Below are 16,212 nucleotides of genomic sequence, written 5' to 3'. Positions count from 1 at the left end.
TTCCGGGTGGGGTATGCGCGCGGTAAGCTTGGTTGTCTGGCTGTTGGTCAACGGCGCATTGTGGCAATTTACGCAGGCGCAAATAGTGCAGCAAGCGGGTGAGTTGCAAAGCCATTTTACGCAGCTTGGCGCGTCGGTTAGCGTTGCACGCTCAGGTGAGTTTACCACCCTGATACACCATTATGGGTTTGTTGATCAGGCCCAGACAGCCAGTGTCTGGCTGTGGATGACAGACAGTGTTCCTTTTCAGTTTTCTGGCTCCGAGTTGTTGCTCTCACCAGTCCCCATTTTGCAAGACTGTCTACCGGTTGTGGTGTTTATAAATTTGCTGATGTTGGTGGCTGGGTATTTACTGTTTAGATGGATGAGAAACCAGGCTCATACACATGGCACTGTGACCCAAAACCAGGCTATTACCTCTGATTTAGCACCTGATACACAGGCCAAAGCGTTAGCGGCAGAAGCCAGTCGCAAAGTGTCCGTGTTTGCGATGCTGAAGTGGCGCCAGGCACTGCCCGATGAGCTGGATCCGCAAAGCCATTTTAGCGTAACACTGGCGCGATGTTTTGCGAAATATGAACGCTGTTCATGTAAGTACCTGTCGTCTGGTGCGCTGGTGATGACACTGTCACCGGTTGATAAAGTGGATGTTGATGCGCTGGCACGGCGGATCCATGAAGTGGTTTATCAGGCCTTGTTGTCTTTTCGCCCGGATCTGTCACGCAGTACGGTTAAGTGTGGGGTGTGCTTTTATGCCAAGGGGGCCGATCAGGCCATGGTATATCAGGTGGTGCGTTCGGCACTGAGCATAGCGCAGAGTAATGTTTGGCAGCATGTCCACATTATGCCGCTGAATCATACCTTGAGCACCAGCTTGCGCCGGGCTGAAAGCGAGATCATTGATGATATTAAAGCCGGTCGGTTTATGTTGTTCTTTCAGCCGCTTTTTGGCTTTGCGCAACAGGATGTGATCCAAAGTGAGGCGTTATTACGGGTTCGTCATCGGTCTTTGGGGTTGATGTCTGCCGGGCAATTTATTCATAAAATTCATCAGGCTGAACACCTGATGCTGCTGGATAAAACCATGGTGCGTCATGCGCTCAATGCCCTGACCAAAGAGCCCGCTGGTTTTTCAGTGAGTGTTAACTTACATGTGCTCAATTGGAGTAATGTGGAGTTCATCGACTGGCTACGTGAGCAGGTAAGAGCGTCGGGCCGGGCAAGCGATATAGCGTTTGAACTGACATTGCAGGACTTTTATCAGCATGAAGAGTATGCAAGGCAGGTCCTCACGACTTTGTCTGAATTAGGTTGCCGGTTTGTGTTGGATCATGTGAACGCGTCAGTAAAACTTGAAACGCTGCACGGATTTGGCCAGGTAGCGGCACTTAAGCTGGCGTTTGAGCTTATCCACGAAGTGCATCATTCAGCCAAGCGACGCAGCGTTGTGCGTCAGGTTGTTGCGCAGGCTAAAGAATTGGGTGTACCGGTTTACGCCGTAGGTGTCGAAACCAAAGAAGAGTTTGAATGTATCACCAAGCTGGGCGTGGATGGCGCGCAGGGATACTATTTCAGTGCACCTTTGCTTCAGCTGGAGCAGAGCCTGTAGGGTTTCTAACATATTTTGCGATTTTAGATGAGCTGCCGGTAGCGCAGTCCATCTAAGCCTTGTAATCCGCCACTGTGGATCGCAATAATCTGGCTTCCGCGTGGAAAATACCCTTGGGTAATTAATTGCCAGAGGGCAAACATCAGCTTACCGGTGTAAATGGGCTCTAAGGGCAAGGCATGCTCCTGGCGCATGCGTTGGCAAAATTGCCACAGCGGCGCGGAGAATTTGCCGTATCCGCCATCATGGTAGTCGTGTAAGAGCTGCCAGTTAGAGCGCGTTACTGCGCGCGGGTTTAATCTCAGTACTTCATCGTGCAGATACTGCGCACCTTTCAATACCGCAACCCCAAGTAACTGACACTCGTCGTCCAGGCCGTCAATCATACCGGCCAGCGTACCGCCGCTGCCCACAGCGCAGCAGACATAATCACTCGATGGCAGGCTCTGCGCCAATTCTTTGCATCCGCCAAGGGCGTGTTGGTTGCTGCCGCCCTCGGGAATAATAAAAGCGTCAGGAAAGCGCGTTTGTAACTGTCGCAGGTAATCCGTTTCATTGCGCTGTCGATATTCCAGGCGAGAGACTGGGTGCAATGTCATGCCGCAGGCTTTAGCGAAGCGGATTGTCGGATTGTTTAAATCCAGCTGCGGACCGCGGATAATGGCGCTTCCCTGAATACCAAACTGTTTACAGGCCATGGCAGTGGCATAGAGGTGATTGGAAAAGGGCCCTGCAAATGTCAGTAAAGCCGATTTATTTTCTTGTGCCATTGCTGCGAGGTTGTATTTAAGCTTGCGCCACTTGTTCCCCTGGATTGTAGGATGGAGCAGATCGTCGCGTTTAATGCGCAGTGAAACACCGGCAGCGTCGAGTTCCGGCGCATGGATTGGGTGTAACGGAGACTCAGGAAAATCAAGCTTGTCCATCTTAGGTTCAGTCTGTGTTGTTTAGTGTCTAATACCCGCTATTATTTCATGAAAATCTTGGTAGAACACTGGTAAGGAAGTGGCTAATAGTTGTAAACTCAGATATTAATTGTGCTAGGCTTGTGTTTTGCTTCTTAAGTACATAGCATTAAGCGCTAAATTATAAAAAATAACAAAGACCAAACAACTGCCGCTGTTGGGAATGGAATTTATGCAAATTGCTCCTTTATCTCTTTTTGTCTCTGCGACCCTTTTATCTTTAAGTGTGTCGGCGCAAGATACTGCAACTGTGACTGCCATTGAAACTGAGCGCACTGAAAAGCAAGCTGAATTAGATAACTATACTCAGGTACTCGATAAACATCTGAGTGAAGAAACGCGTTTACAGGCGCAGTTAGATCTGCTGCGGCAGCGATCTGCGGAGCTGGATAAAGAAAAGAACCAGGCGCTTGATGCGATGAACGATATCTATCGGCGCTTGATTGACGATCCCTCTTTGGATATCTCGGCGGCACAAAGCAGATATCAGCAGGCAGTTGCGGAGCATAAACAGAACAAAGAAGACATTGTAATGCAGTTGGCGGCGATTGCATCACACCGTAAAGACATTGAGCAAATCCGCGTTACCAAGCATACCTTAGTCAACACCATCGCCAGTTTAAATGATCAACTTAGCACCGCTCGGATCGAGCGTTTACGCAACGAGTTTAGCCGTGAAGGCACGCTGGAAGTGGATCACACCATTAACTGTAAGCGCACCGAAACCCTGGCAGCGTGCGAGCAGCGTGGTCAGCAATTGGGTTTGCAAAAGGCCACCAAACATTTTATCGACCAAATTTTTGCTAACCTGACAGAGCAGCGTGTGGTAGAGCCAAAGCGCCATCTTGCCGGAGCTCAGGTGCAGGTGGTTAGCAGTCATGTCGTAGGTAGCGCATTTAGCGGGCAGGGCAACTATAGTGTCAATCTGAGCGTGACAATGCGCGGCGATGTCAATAACAGTCGTCTGTGTAGCTTACTTAACCTGGATAATCGTTACTGTAGTGAATACGGCTCACCGCTGGCCGTGGGTTATCAGGCCAGCTACCCGACCACATTCAGTGATGAGCAGCTGACATTTTCAAATGAACTGTCAAAAAGTGCCCCTGTGGTCAGTGTGGCAAGAATGCCAGCGGCCCCGGATATCACGACTGAGGTGGCACCTCAGCCGCCAAAAAATCGCGAAGTCGAACTGACTCTGCGCTCTAACGTGTATGATGACGAAGTATTTATTAACGGTGTCAGTTATGGCTCGACCAAGTTGGTGGTAAACCTGCCAACGGGTATGCACGACATCGAAGTGCGTAAACTGGGATATGAGCCGTATAAGGCCAATCTTAATTTGCGACGAGCCCGGACTTTAAATGCCCGGCTGGTAAAAAAGCCTGAGTCGATTGCTGCACCGACACCAAAAAGTGAGCAAACTCAGTCAACTCAGCAAGCTAACGTAGCGCAGCCTGTTAAAGTGGTCACTCCTGATAGAGTGATCAATGAAACGGTGATCATTCCCGCTGGCAGCTTTAAGATGGGCGATCTGACGGGCAATGGCCTGGCCAACGAGCGACCTGTGGTAGAGAAAGTACTCAGCCACTCTTATGTGATGCAAAGCAAAGAAGTAACGGTGGCAGAGTTCCGTCGTTTTATCGATAGCTCTCAATATGTTACTGAAGCCGAGAAAGGCAAGGGCTGTGCCCATTATAAAAATGGCGAGCCGGTCTGGGAGATAGATTATAACTGGCGTTCACCAGGTTATGAGCAGGCTGATGACTTTCCTGTGGTGTGTGTCTCTTATGAAGATGCCAAAGCCTATGCGAACTGGCTGTCTGGCGATCAGGGAATGCAATATCGTCTGCCCAATGAAGTTGAGTGGGAATATGCCGCCCGTGGTGATACCACCTCGGAATATCCCTGGGGTAACGAAATCGGCCGTAACCAGGCCAACTGTGGCTGGTGTGGCAGTGAATGGTCAAACAAAAGCCCTGCGCCGGTGGGGCAGTTTTCGGCTAATGCCTATGGCCTCTATGATACCGTGGGTAATGTCTGGGAATGGACACAAAAACGCGCCTCACAGGATGATGTGACTGTGCGTGGCGGCGCCTGGAACTTTGCGCCAAGCCTTGCGCGTGTTTCTACACGTTTGGCCCTGGCGCCGGATTTTCGGGCCAATTACATCGGATTTAGATTAGTAAGAGAACGTTAAGGCTGTTTAAGCACGCCAATGAGGCGGCGTTATTCATGCCTGAGTCGCTGTGTCACAGACACAGAGTGAAAAATTTCAACGCAGTGGCCTGAGCCGCTGCATGGTTTGCAAAAAGAATTCTTAAAGGTTACCCAGCCTCATGTTTAAAAAACTACGTGGACTATTTTCAAACGACCTGTCGATCGACTTAGGTACGGCCAATACTCTGATTTACGTGAAAGAAGAAGGGATCGTATTGAACGAGCCTTCTGTTGTGGCGATCCGTCAGGAGCGTGCGGGTGGACCAAAGAGCGTAGCCTCTGTGGGCACAGCTGCAAAGCAAATGCTGGGTCGGACACCTGGCAATATTAAGGCCATCAGACCAATGAAAGACGGCGTAATCGCCGACTTCTATGTCACCGAAAAAATGCTGCAGCACTTTATCAAACAGGTGCACAACAACAACTTTATGCGTCCGAGCCCTCGCGTTCTGATCTGCGTGCCGTGCGGTGCAACCCAAGTTGAAAAACGTGCCATCCGTGAGTCTGCGATGGGGGCAGGTGCCCGAGAAGTGTATCTGATTGAAGAACCAATGGCGGCCGCGATTGGTGCTGGTTTACCTGTGTCTGAAGCAACCGGCTCTATGGTAGTAGACATAGGTGGCGGTACCACGGAAGTGGCTATCATCTCGCTAAACGGTGTGGTGTATTCGTCTTCTGTACGGATCGGTGGTGATAAATTTGATGAAGCCATCATCAACTATGTACGCCGTAACTTCGGCAGTCTGATAGGTGAAGCGACAGCGGAGCACATCAAGCACGAAATTGGCTCTGCGTTTAAGAGCGAAACGCCAATCGAGATTGAGGTCCGTGGTCGTAATCTGGCTGAAGGGGTACCGCGCTCCTTTACACTGAATTCCCACGAAATTCTTGAAGCCTTGCAAGAACCATTAATGGGCATTGTGAGTGCAGTGATGGTTGCACTGGAGCAGTCTCCGCCTGAGCTGGCGTCGGATATCTCAGCGCATGGTATGGTACTGACGGGCGGTGGCGCACTGCTTAAAGACCTTGACCGCCTGTTAATGGAAGAAACCGGGATCCCAGTGGTGGTCGCGGAAGATCCATTGACCTGTGTGGCCCGTGGCGGTGGTAAAGCGCTGGAAATGATAGATATGCACGGTGGTGACGTATTTAGCTACGACTGATGAATCTGCTATTCGGACGTACTATTTCCCTGCAACTGCGACTTACGGTCGCAGTTGTGCTTAGCGTAATGCTGATCCTGGGTGACCGCTACACCTCTGGCGGTACCCTGGTACGCACCAGTCTCAATACTCTGGTGAGCCCACTGTTGTATGTGGCCAATGTGCCCTATGAAGTGTTTTCGCTGGGGGCGAAAAGCCTGGACACGCGCGACAGGCTGTTTCAGGAAAACGAAGCATTACGTAAAAAACAACTGCTGCAAAGTGAGCTGCTTCAGCAGTACCAATTCCTGCTGCGTGAAAACCAGCAATTGCGCGCTTTACTGGGCGCTTCTTCCAGGCAACAACGCGCACGTCTGATCGCCGAAGTCTTGTCGGTGCGCTCCAGTCGCTATAGTCATCAGGTAGTGGTGAACCGCGGTGCCATTGACGGGGTGCTGGAAGGGCAGCCGGTGATTGATGAAATGGGCATTGTCGGACAACTGACGCAGGTCGGCAGTACCACGTCTCGGGTACTTTTAATGACCGACACCACACATGCCACACCAGTGCGCATTCTGCGTAATGATGTACGCACTGTAGTCGAAGGTACAGGTAAAATTAATCTGGTGCAGCTACAACATGTGCCTCATAGTCTGGATATTCGTCTTGGTGATATCCTGGTGACTTCTGGCCTGGGCGGCACCTTTCCCGAGGGCTACCCGGTTGCCGTGGTGACAGAAATAGATCGTGATGAAGGGCTGCCTTTCTCTAAAGTGTATGCCGAGCCTGTGGCCCAGCTGGATCGTATTCGTCTGCTGGTGATCTTGGGCAAAATGGCCAAAGAGGAGCCTGAGGCATGAACCGAAGTTACGCGCTGGTCGCCCTGAGCCTGTTTGTTGCGCTAATTATGGCACTGATGCCGTTGCCTTTTTCCATTGAACCATTTCGTCCTGACTGGGTCCTACTGGTATTAATGTACTGGTCTATTGCCTTGCCACATCGTGTCAATATTGGCTGGGCATGGTGCACCGGGCTGATTATGGATCTGGCAACGGGCTCACCGTTGGGCGTGAATTCACTGACTTATTCCATCTGTCTGTACATTACAACCAGTAATTTTCAGAAGATCAGAAACTTTTCAATCTGGCAGCAGGCAGTGCTGATAGGCTTGTTTTTAGCCTTGTATCACCTGCTACAGTTTTGGCTGAATCACTTCCTGCTAGACATTTATTTTAACCCCAGATATTTATGGCCAGCGCTGATCGGTATGCTGTGCTGGCCCTGGATTTTCTTGCTGTTACGTAAGTATCGCAGGCACTTTAGGATCCGTTAATGACAGCAACACTTTATCTGGCATCGGCATCACCACGCAGGCGTGAGCTGTTGACTCAGCTTGGTTACACGTTTACGCAATTTTCAGTGGATGCCGACGAAAGCCAACTCCCTGACGAAGCGCCACTGGCTTATGTTGAGCGCCTGGCACGGTTAAAGGCCACCAGTGGCGTGGCAATGGGCTATCAGGACGCCCCGGTACTGGGCAGCGATACGATAGTGGTGCTTGGCCAACAAGCCTTGGGTAAGCCCAAGGATAAGAACGACTTTATCGCCATGATGCAAGCTTTGTCAGGCACAACTCATCAGGTGATGACGGCGATTGCCGTTGCAGATAGTCAACGGGTACTGAGCCAGACAGTGATAACAGATGTTACATTTAAACCCTTGAGTGATCTCGAGATTGAGGAATACTGGCATAGTGGCGAACCGCAGGATAAAGCGGGCGGGTATGGCATTCAGGGACTGGGAGGACGGTTTGTTACTCAGCTATCTGGTAGCTATTTTGCCGTTGTCGGCTTACCTTTATACGAGACGGATGAACTGATTAAAGCATTTATGGCGGGTGTAGATGAGTAGTGAGTTATTGATCAATGTGACCCCCAGCGAGAGCCGGGTTGCACTCATTGAAAACGGAGTTCTGCAAGAAGTACAGGTAGAGCGGGTAGGCAATTTGGGGATTGTTGGCAATATATATCTGGGTAAAATCAGCCGAGTGTTGCCGGGTATGCAGGCTGCCTTTGTTGATATCGGCCTGGAAAAAGCGGCATTTTTGCATGCCTCAGACATAGTCAACAGTGCCTCTATTGAAGAAGGCGTTGATGATCAGCCCGTCAAGAAGGTGCAGGATATCCGGGAGCTGGTAAAACAGGGCCAGTTTATTATGGTGCAGGTGGTGAAAGATCCGATCGGCACCAAAGGAGCCCGTCTAACCACAGACATCACCATTCCGTCACGCTACTTGGTGTTTATGCCGGATGCCACCCATGTGGGTGTCAGTCAGCGCATCGAAACCGAAGAAGAACGCAGTCGCTTGAAGAAAATCGTTGCTCAATACAACGATGAAAATGGTGGTTTTATTGTGCGTACTGCGGCAGAAGGTGCGGCAGAAGCAGAGCTGCAACACGATGCTGAGTTTTTGAAAAAGCTGTGGCAAAAAATCATTAAGCGCCGTCAGAAAACCAGCAAAGCCAGTATTCTCCATGAAGATTTAACCCTGGCATTTCGTACCCTCAGAGACTATGTCGGCGAGGATATGGAGCGGATCCGGGTTGACTCCAAACTGACTCATCAGCAACTGAAAGATTTTACAGAAGAGTTTGTGCCCCAGCTGTCGCAAACGCTGGAGTATTATCCAGGCGAGCGGCCTATCTTTGACCTGTTTGACGTCGAAATTGAAATTCAAAAAGCGCTGCATCGTAAGGTGGAGTTGAAATCCGGTGGCTATCTGATCTTTGATCAAACCGAAGCCATGACCACAGTGGATGTTAACACCGGCGCTTTTGTTGGGCACCGCAACCTGGAAGAAACGATTTTCAATACCAATGTGGAGGCCACATCGGCTATCGCAAGGCAGCTCAGACTGCGTAATCTCGGCGGGATCATCATCATCGACTTTATCGATATGATCTCGGATGAGCACAAACGCCGGGTGCTACATTCGCTCGAGACGGCACTGGCGAAAGATCGCGCCAAGGCCAATATCAATGGCTTGTCGGCGCTTGGTCTGGTTGAAATGACCCGCAAGCGGACCCGTGAGAGCCTCGAGCATATTTTGTGTGATGTCTGCCCAGCCTGCTCTGGCCGTGGCTCACTCAAAACGGTTGAAACTGTGTGCTACGAAATTTTGCGCGAGATTGTGCGGGTTAATCGTGCCTACGACGCGGATAAATTCATGGTTTATGCGTCACCGGCGGTCAGCGAAGCATTGGTGAACGACGAGTACCATAACCTGGCAGAGTTAGAGCTGTTTATTGGTAAACAGGTCAGTATTCAGACTGAGAGCCTGTACAGCCAGGAGCAGTTTGATGTTGTCATGATGTAGTGACGTCATGCAGGTTAAGGCGGTTTGTTTTTTTTGTGTACGGAAAATGTGGCAGGTCTTTGCTGTCACATTGGTGCTGCTTGCCGTACTGGTATCGCTGGTCAAATATAGCCTGCCCTACGCCAATGAGTATAAACAAGACATAGAAGCGCTGGTTTTTCAGCAGCTCGGGGTTGAGTTAAATATTGGCAGTATCAGCGCCAGCTGGCAGGGTAATGGCCCTGCACTGGTGTTACGTGACGTCAGTTTTGAAGACAACATACGTTCACCCATCTCTTTGCATATTGCACAAACCAGCCTGCAACTAAACCTGGTTGAATCAGTCCGGCAATGGCGGCTGGTTTCTAACTACTTTGTTTTGGATGGGTTTAATGCCACTGTAGATATCCAGGCCATGGCGCAAAGCATGGAAGGGGGCAGCGGCGAATTTGAGCAGCAAGCGCTCATCGAAGAGTTGTTCCTGGGTGATACCGGGCATTTTGCGGTGCAAAACAGCCAGCTCACTTTACAGACGTCAGACGATAAAGCGCACACCTTGCTGGTGCCAGATCTGATCTGGCAAAACAGTGCAGATGTACACCATGGAGAGGGCCAGATCTCCTTCCCGGGGCTGGCGAAAGGCCAATTGAAGGCACGTTTTCGTTTTCATGGTCAGCAGCTTAATGCCATGGCTGGCGATATCTTCATAGATGCACAGCAGGTTGAGGTGATGAGCTGGCTACAGGCGTATCTTGATCCTCAATATCAGGATATCAGTGCCAATGTGAATGCGCAGCTCTGGGCTCGGCTGGAACAAGGTAAACTGCACGACGTGCTGCTCGACTGGCGGCCCAGCAGTATTCACTGGCAGCAGGCACAAACCAGCAAACAGCTAGCTGTGCAAAGTGGCACTTTGCATTTGCAGAGCGCACACAGTGGCTGGTCACTGAGCAGCTCAGAGTGGCAGCTATTAGACAATGGACAACCTCTTGCACCACTGAGTATTCAGGGGCAATTTACCGATACTGAGCGCACCTTATGGATGCAGGGTCTGGATCTTGCCTATGTGACTCAATTAGTCTCGCTCACCCACTTCGACTGGGCAGAACAAGTGAAGGCTTTATCTCCTGGTGGCCAGGTCACGGCAGCCAGACTGTCTATGGACAGCGACATGCCGATGTCTCTTTGGCTTGCCTTACAGAACCTTGGTTGGCGCCAGCTGGGTGGCATTCCGGGGTTTTCCGGACTCAATGCTGAGCTCACGCTAACACCAGAGCGTGGCGTACTAAGCCTCAGCGCACAGGAGCAAGCATTTGAAGTAGAAGAGCAATTTATTGCCCCTATCAGCGTCAACGAACTCAACGGCGATATTCATTTCTATCAGGATGAAGCACAGCAATGGCACGTGCTGTCAGACAATCTGTGGCTCAGCAATGCGGATCTAAGCGTTGCGCTGGAAATGCACTTACGCTTGTTCGAAGAGCCAGAACTGGATTTATATGCCGATGTCTTTGGTGGCAATGCCAGTATCGCGGGACGTTACTTCCCGCTACAACTGATGAATGAAAACCTGGTAAATTACCTCAATAACGGGATCCAGGGCGGGCGGCTGCGCCATACTCAGGTGCTGTTGTCCGGACCGCTGGGACAATTCCCTTACCGGGCACAGTCGGGTCGCTTTGAAGTGCTGGCCCGGATAGATCAGGCTCAGTTTGCTTTCGCGCCGGACTGGGCCGCTTTACAAAATGGCGATGTGACATTGCACTTTGCCGATGAGCGCATGGATATTACAGCCAATGGGGGGCAGCTCCTTAATCAGACCTTAAACCACGGCGTTGTCGTCAGCCTTGCGGATCTTGAACAAAGCGACCTGTTGACCGTCAATATCGCACATACCACCGAAGCCAGTACTTTGGCGCCTTTCTTTAGCGCCACCCCGATTGCCGATCCCTTGGCGGACATTCTGCAGGTGGCACAAGTACAGGGGGACGTCACAGGTAATGTGGACTTGTTAATCGACTTAACTTCGCTGGATGTCAATGTGATGGGCACGGTTGAATTCAATAACAATGCTCTGTATCTGGCGCAGCCCGGAATGGCACTCGATAAGCTCAGTGGCACGCTCAAATTTATCGATGACAACATTGAGCTGGATAATACCCGGGCGCTGTGGCGCGGCATGCCTTTGTTGTTTAGTTTATCTGGGCAGGGAGATAGCGCGCGTTATCAGCTTGAGATAGATACACGTCTCAGTGCAGCCAGTGACAAACTCATGCCACTGACCCAGGGCCTGATGGATGGCTTTATCGAGGGCAAAGCCCTGCTGGCGGGGCATTTAACGCTCGATTTTACGGCGCAGGGGTTCAGTTATGATGCGAACTTTACATCGGACTTGCTTGGCGCCCGCATTGACCTGCCAGCGCCAGTTGGCAAGCTGGCAGATGAGCGTTTGCCATTAACGGCGCAGGTACGTGGTGACGACATTTCCAACTTGATCAGTGTCACGCTCGGTGAGCAGCTTTATTTTGATGGTATTCTCGATAACAGCAGCGGGCTGATTGACCGTGCTCAGCTGATTTTTGCTGAGCAAAATCGGGCATTAAGCCAGTCAGGCTTTAACGTTGCTATCATTCAACCACACCTGTCCCTGGAGCCCTGGCTGCCGTTTATTGATCGCATTATCGAACAGCTTGAGCAACCGTCAGAGCAGCCCGGCATCTTACCTGCTTTTGGAGAATTGAGCGCTCAGGTAGCCCAATTCAATGCGCTTGATATGGGTTTCAATGATTTCGAACTCAGCCTGCGCCCAGATGCTGACGGGTTGTTAGCGCGCTTGAACGGCAAAGAGTTAAGAGCCCAGGTACAGTTTCCCGATAGCAAAGCGGGTCAACCTATTCAGATCCAGGCTGATTACCTGAGGCTTAATTTAATTGAGCCGGTTGGCGGTGATGCCGTGGCCGAAGGCATGGCAACGGATACAACGGCAGCCGAGCCAGAAGCCTCTGAGCAATGGCTGACGGCTGTTCCGGCCATTGAATTTAACTGTGATGATTGTCGCATAGCTCAGTACCAGCTCGACCGGGTTAACCTGGCTTTACAGGGCACTGGTGAAGCCCTGCAAGTCTCTCGGTTGCGAGTGGATAAAGGCGATCATGTGTTGCTGGGGAATGGGAGCTGGCAAAATGGTCGCTCGCAGTTTAACGGCACACTAGAGAGCAGTGACTTTGGCCAGCTTATGGAAGAGTTTGATATTACCTCCAGCGTTCAGGATTCCAATGCGGATATTGAGTTTGCGCTGAGCTGGGCTAAAGCGCCCTACAATTTTGATGTGGCCAGCCTGGATGGCTCGGTGAAATGGCAACTTGGGGAAGGACACCTGGCGGAGATCAGCGATCAGGGGGCTCGGGTCTTTTCCCTGCTGAGCCTCGACTCCCTGGTACGTAAACTCAAGCTGGATTTTCGTGATGTGTTTGCCAAAGGCTTTTTCTATAACCGAATTGATGGCACCTTTGAACTTAACAAAGGGGTCGTATATACCCAGGACACGCAGTTGGATGGCGTACCTGCCGATTTATCGATTACAGGGTATGCGGATCTTAATACTAAGGCCATTGATTACGAACTGTCGGTGGCGCCTCAGGTCACATCGAGCCTGCCGGTGATTGTTGGCTGGATGGTGAACCCGGTGACCGGGCTGGCCGCTTTGGCGCTGGATAAGGTGATCCACTCCGCGCGCGTCATTTCCGAAATTAAATTCAAAGTAACCGGTACCATGGATGAGCCTGTGGTGACCGAGCTGGATCGTAAGAGTCGTGAAGTGGAGTTACCCAAACCGCCGCAAGCACAACCTGCTGAATCTGTGCAGCCAGCAGACCCGCAGAGCAACGAACAAGCGCAGTCGGACGCAGCATTGCCAGATTCAGAGAATCAAGGGCAAGATACAGCGGCGCCTCAAACCGACAAGCAGCCTGAGCCTGAACAAGCTGAGGGGCCACTTGACCCCGCTTCCGAGTCAAAATCAGAGGAAAAGCCATGAAAAACGGCCATATTTACGCTGTGCAAATGTGTTCAGGAACACAGCCTGAGGAAAACTTTGCCCAGTTAAGCGCGTTACTCCGTGCACAGACGTTTACGCGGCCTGCTCTGGTCTGCCTGCCCGAGTCATGGCTGGCCTTTTGCGAAACTCCGCAGCAGACGCTGGCATATGCTGAACACAGCCAGCAGTGGGTTGCACAACTTCAACAGCTGTGTCGGGAGCTTGATATTTGGCTGGCAGCGGGCACCATCGCCATCAAAGCGGGTGAAAGCCGCTATTATGCTGCCAGTCTGTTGTTTAACAATGAAGGGGTTGAAGTTGCACGCTATAATAAGATCCATCTGTTTGATGCGGATGTGGCAGATAATGCCGGGCAATACCGGGAATCAACCCTGACCTGTGCCGGAGAGAATGTGATCACCGTGGCCAGTCCCTTTGGTCGTCTTGGCCTGAGTGTGTGTTATGACATACGTTTTCCCGGGCTTTATCAGGCGATGCGAGAGCAGGGCGCTGAGGTACTGCTAGTACCAAGTGCCTTCACGACTGTGACCGGTGAAGCACACTGGCAGCCCTTATTACAGGCTCGGGCGATAGAAACACAATGTTATGTGGTGGCTGCGGCGCAGGTGGGACACCACCAGAATGGTCGGCAAACGTATGGCCACAGCCTGATAGTGTCTCCGTGGGGCGCTTGTTTAGCACAAGCCCCAGAGGGGGTTGGCGTGATCCATGCGCAGCCAGATCTGACTGAGCTGCACGCCATCCGGCAGAAAATGCCTGTAGCGGCACATAACCGATTTAAGAGCGATTTTTATGAGTAATTTTGGTAGCGAGCACGTTGAACAACATTTACTGACCGACAGTGAGTTAACCCGGGAGCAGTTACAGCAGACGCTGGCGTATATTCATCAGCACAAGGTGGATTATGCCGATCTGTATTTTCAGTCCAGCTATCATGAAACCTGGGTGCTTGAAGATGGCTCTGTCAAAGAAGGCAGTTATAACATTGAACGCGGTGTTGGAGTGCGTGCTGTCAGTGGCGAGAAAACCGGTTTTAGTTACTCAGATGCCATAAACATAGAAGCACTGAACCAGGCTGCGATGGCGGCAAGAAGCATTGCGCAGCAAGGCGAAGACAAGCAAGTACAGGTGTTCAGTGACGTTAAAGCCGCCACGCAATTTGAGGCAACCCAGCCTTTATTGAGTATGAGCGACACCGAAAAAGTAGCATTGCTGCGGGAAGTGGAGGCGGCTATTCGTGAGTTGGCGCCGGAAGCGGAGCAGGTTGTCAGTTCGATGTCTGCGGTATACGAGGAAGTATTGGTTGCTGCCAGCGATGGCACTTTTGCAACCGATATCCGCCCCCTAGTGCGCTTAAACTGCTCCGTGTTACTGGCGAAAAACGGTCGCCGCGAGCGAGGCAGTGCCGGTGGTGGTGCGCGACTGGATTACCACTATTTCCGTGAGTTGGTCGATGGTAAGCCACGCTGGCAGCATTATGTCAGCAAAGCCGTTCATCAGGCCAGAGTGAACCTTGAAGCTGTGGACGCCCCGGCGGGCACTATGCCTGTTGTGCTAGGCGCAGGTTGGCCAGGGGTGTTACTGCACGAAGCCGTGGGTCACGGTTTGGAAGGCGATTTTAACCGTAAGGGCGCGTCGGCATTTAGCGGGCGGGTGGGTGAGCAAGTTGCCTCCAGCCTGTGTACTGTGGTGGACGATGGCACTATGAGCAACCGCCGTGGCTCGCTGAATATTGACGATGAAGGGACACCAGCAGGCTATAACGTGCTGATAGAAAACGGCGTGTTAAAAGGCTATATGCAGGATAAGCTCAATGCCCGATTGATGGGCGTTGCGCCGACCGGTAATGCCAGACGAGAATCCTACGCACACCTGCCGATGCCGAGAATGACCAACACTTACATGCTGCCGGGTGAGCATAGTCAAAGTGAGATTATTGCGTCGGTCAAAAAAGGGATCTTTGCGCCTAACTTTGGTGGTGGTCAGGTGGATATTACGTCGGGTAAATTCGTATTCTCTGCCTCTGAGGCCTATCTCATTGAGGATGGTAAAGTGACGCAGCCCATCAAAGGCGCGACGCTGATTGGTAATGGCCCGGATGTGATGCAGAAAATCTCTATGGTTGGTAAAGATCTGGAGCTGGATACCGGCGTTGGAGTCTGCGGCAAAAATGGCCAGAGTGTGCCCGTTGGGGTCGGTCAGCCAAGCCTGAAAATAGATGAACTTACTGTGGGCGGGACCGCCTAGGCGGGACTGCTTAACCAAGTCACCCGCAGTATTGCACAACAAGCGTGCCATACTGCGGTATAGCTTACCTTTATGACTATGGCAGGATCAGCTCCTTCAGTAACTGAAACAGCTCTTTGTAGCCTTTTCCTGGCTTCTCTGCCTGATGCTCTTTCTTGGCCTGGCGCACCAGTTGTCTGAGCTTCTGACGCTCCAGTGTCGGGTGTGCCTCAAGTAATTCATTGATCTTCTCATCACCCTTGGCGATGAGTTCATCCCTTAGTTTTTCAACCTGATTGAGCAGCACTTCCGCCTGGTTATTTCTGTTTAGTAACAGATCCAGGCCTTGTTGCAACTCTTCCACATTACTTGTGGTACGCAATTGTTTGGCGACAAAGTTCAGGTGACGGCGATACGCATCATGCTTACCGCGTAGCTTGTCTGCCAGATCCATGGCGGCAACCAGCTCAGGGCTGAGAGGCAGCTTTTCTCTTTGTTTTTTGCCCAATTGCGCGATATCAACGCCCAGTTGGTGATATTGCTGTGCATCGCGTTTTAATTCGCTTTTGGAGACGTAGATGATCTCTTCTTCTGGCTCTTGAGTCGGTTTTTTAGCCATGCTTAGTGCACTTACTTCAGTT

At 51.3% G+C, this 16,212-nt stretch carries 12 protein-coding genes; 10 read left to right on the top strand and 2 right to left on the bottom strand.

Translation table 11 applies throughout. The features are described 5' to 3' along the window. The first annotated feature begins 13 nt into the window (after positions 1 to 13). Positions 14 to 1,609 (top strand): EAL domain-containing protein, encoded by a 1,596-nt coding sequence (locus L1285_RS05620; protein ID WP_235411297.1) that lies wholly within the window; start codon positions 14 to 16, stop codon positions 1,607 to 1,609. Between the two features lie 23 nt (positions 1,610 to 1,632). Here the strand turns inward: L1285_RS05620 and L1285_RS05615 are convergent, their stop codons facing one another. Further along, positions 1,633 to 2,535, bottom strand: coding sequence for a 1-aminocyclopropane-1-carboxylate deaminase/D-cysteine desulfhydrase (locus L1285_RS05615; RefSeq protein ID WP_235411296.1), 903 nt, complete (start codon positions 2,533 to 2,535; stop codon positions 1,633 to 1,635). 211 nt (positions 2,536 to 2,746) lie between these two features. On the opposite strand from L1285_RS05615, the gene L1285_RS05610 reads away from it, so the two are divergent. The 9 genes from L1285_RS05610 (at position 2,747) to tldD (ending at position 15,592) form a co-directional block, all read left to right on the top strand. After that, a complete protein-coding gene (locus L1285_RS05610; RefSeq protein WP_235411295.1) occupies positions 2,747 to 4,771 on the top strand; it encodes an SUMF1/EgtB/PvdO family nonheme iron enzyme in 2,025 nt (674 codons plus the stop codon). A gap of 139 nt (positions 4,772 to 4,910) precedes the next feature. Then, positions 4,911 to 5,954, top strand: a complete 1,044-nt coding sequence (locus L1285_RS05605; protein WP_046005304.1) for a rod shape-determining protein — start codon at positions 4,911 to 4,913, stop codon at positions 5,952 to 5,954. Beyond that, a complete protein-coding gene (gene mreC / locus L1285_RS05600) occupies positions 5,954 to 6,793 on the top strand; it encodes a rod shape-determining protein MreC (RefSeq protein WP_235411294.1) in 840 nt (279 codons plus the stop codon). The genes L1285_RS05605 and mreC overlap by 1 nt, the downstream gene beginning before the upstream one ends. Continuing rightward, on the top strand, positions 6,790 to 7,266 hold the full coding sequence (mreD, locus tag L1285_RS05595) for a rod shape-determining protein MreD (RefSeq protein WP_046005306.1): 477 nt from the start codon (positions 6,790 to 6,792) through the stop codon (positions 7,264 to 7,266). The genes mreC and mreD overlap by 4 nt, the downstream gene beginning before the upstream one ends. After that, on the top strand, positions 7,266 to 7,844 hold the full coding sequence (locus L1285_RS05590; RefSeq protein ID WP_235411293.1) for a Maf family protein: 579 nt from the start codon (positions 7,266 to 7,268) through the stop codon (positions 7,842 to 7,844). Before mreD ends, L1285_RS05590 begins: the two co-directional genes overlap by 1 nt. Then, positions 7,837 to 9,309 (top strand): ribonuclease G, encoded by a 1,473-nt coding sequence (gene rng, locus L1285_RS05585; RefSeq protein ID WP_046005308.1) that lies wholly within the window; start codon positions 7,837 to 7,839, stop codon positions 9,307 to 9,309. The genes L1285_RS05590 and rng overlap by 8 nt, the downstream gene beginning before the upstream one ends. 7 nt (positions 9,310 to 9,316) lie before the next feature. Beyond that, positions 9,317 to 13,324 (top strand): YhdP family protein, encoded by a 4,008-nt coding sequence (locus L1285_RS05580; protein WP_442960473.1) that lies wholly within the window; start codon positions 9,317 to 9,319, stop codon positions 13,322 to 13,324. Then, complete coding sequence (locus L1285_RS05575) at positions 13,321 to 14,145, top strand: carbon-nitrogen hydrolase family protein (protein WP_235411291.1); 825 nt, start codon at positions 13,321 to 13,323, stop codon at positions 14,143 to 14,145. Before L1285_RS05580 ends, L1285_RS05575 begins: the two co-directional genes overlap by 4 nt. Beyond that, on the top strand, positions 14,138 to 15,592 hold the full coding sequence (tldD, locus tag L1285_RS05570) for a metalloprotease TldD (protein ID WP_235411290.1): 1,455 nt from the start codon (positions 14,138 to 14,140) through the stop codon (positions 15,590 to 15,592). The genes L1285_RS05575 and tldD overlap by 8 nt, the downstream gene beginning before the upstream one ends. Positions 15,593 to 15,668: 76 nt before the next feature. Here tldD and yjgA read toward each other — a convergent pair whose 3' ends face one another. Then, positions 15,669 to 16,190, bottom strand: a complete 522-nt coding sequence (gene yjgA, locus L1285_RS05565; RefSeq protein ID WP_046005311.1) for a ribosome biogenesis factor YjgA — start codon at positions 16,188 to 16,190, stop codon at positions 15,669 to 15,671. Positions 16,191 to 16,212: the final 22 nt, after the last annotated feature.

The sequence above is a fragment of the Pseudoalteromonas sp. DL2-H2.2 genome, from assembly GCF_021532535.1.
Taxonomy (GTDB): Bacteria; Pseudomonadota; Gammaproteobacteria; order Enterobacterales; family Alteromonadaceae; genus Pseudoalteromonas; species Pseudoalteromonas rubra_A.
This window is presented reverse-complemented; position numbering and strand designations above follow the sequence as displayed.

Bases quoted from the DNA above. Each gene is read 5' to 3' on its own strand.
- L1285_RS05620 (WP_235411297.1), top strand. From the start codon at position 14: ATGCGCGCGGTAAGCTTGGTTGTCTGGCTGTTGGTCAACGGCGCATTG.
- L1285_RS05615 (WP_235411296.1), bottom strand. From the start codon at position 2,535: ATGGACAAGCTTGATTTTCCTGAGTCTCCGTTACACCCAATCCATGCG.
- L1285_RS05610 (WP_235411295.1), top strand. From the start codon at position 2,747: ATGCAAATTGCTCCTTTATCTCTTTTTGTCTCTGCGACCCTTTTATCT.
- L1285_RS05605 (WP_046005304.1), top strand. From the start codon at position 4,911: ATGTTTAAAAAACTACGTGGACTATTTTCAAACGACCTGTCGATCGAC.
- mreC (WP_235411294.1), top strand. From the start codon at position 5,954: ATGAATCTGCTATTCGGACGTACTATTTCCCTGCAACTGCGACTTACG.
- mreD (WP_046005306.1), top strand. From the start codon at position 6,790: ATGAACCGAAGTTACGCGCTGGTCGCCCTGAGCCTGTTTGTTGCGCTA.
- L1285_RS05590 (WP_235411293.1), top strand. From the start codon at position 7,266: ATGACAGCAACACTTTATCTGGCATCGGCATCACCACGCAGGCGTGAG.
- rng (WP_046005308.1), top strand. From the start codon at position 7,837: ATGAGTAGTGAGTTATTGATCAATGTGACCCCCAGCGAGAGCCGGGTT.
- L1285_RS05580 (WP_442960473.1), top strand. From the start codon at position 9,317: ATGCAGGTTAAGGCGGTTTGTTTTTTTTGTGTACGGAAAATGTGGCAG.
- L1285_RS05575 (WP_235411291.1), top strand. From the start codon at position 13,321: ATGAAAAACGGCCATATTTACGCTGTGCAAATGTGTTCAGGAACACAG.
- tldD (WP_235411290.1), top strand. From the start codon at position 14,138: ATGAGTAATTTTGGTAGCGAGCACGTTGAACAACATTTACTGACCGAC.
- yjgA (WP_046005311.1), bottom strand. From the start codon at position 16,190: ATGGCTAAAAAACCGACTCAAGAGCCAGAAGAAGAGATCATCTACGTC.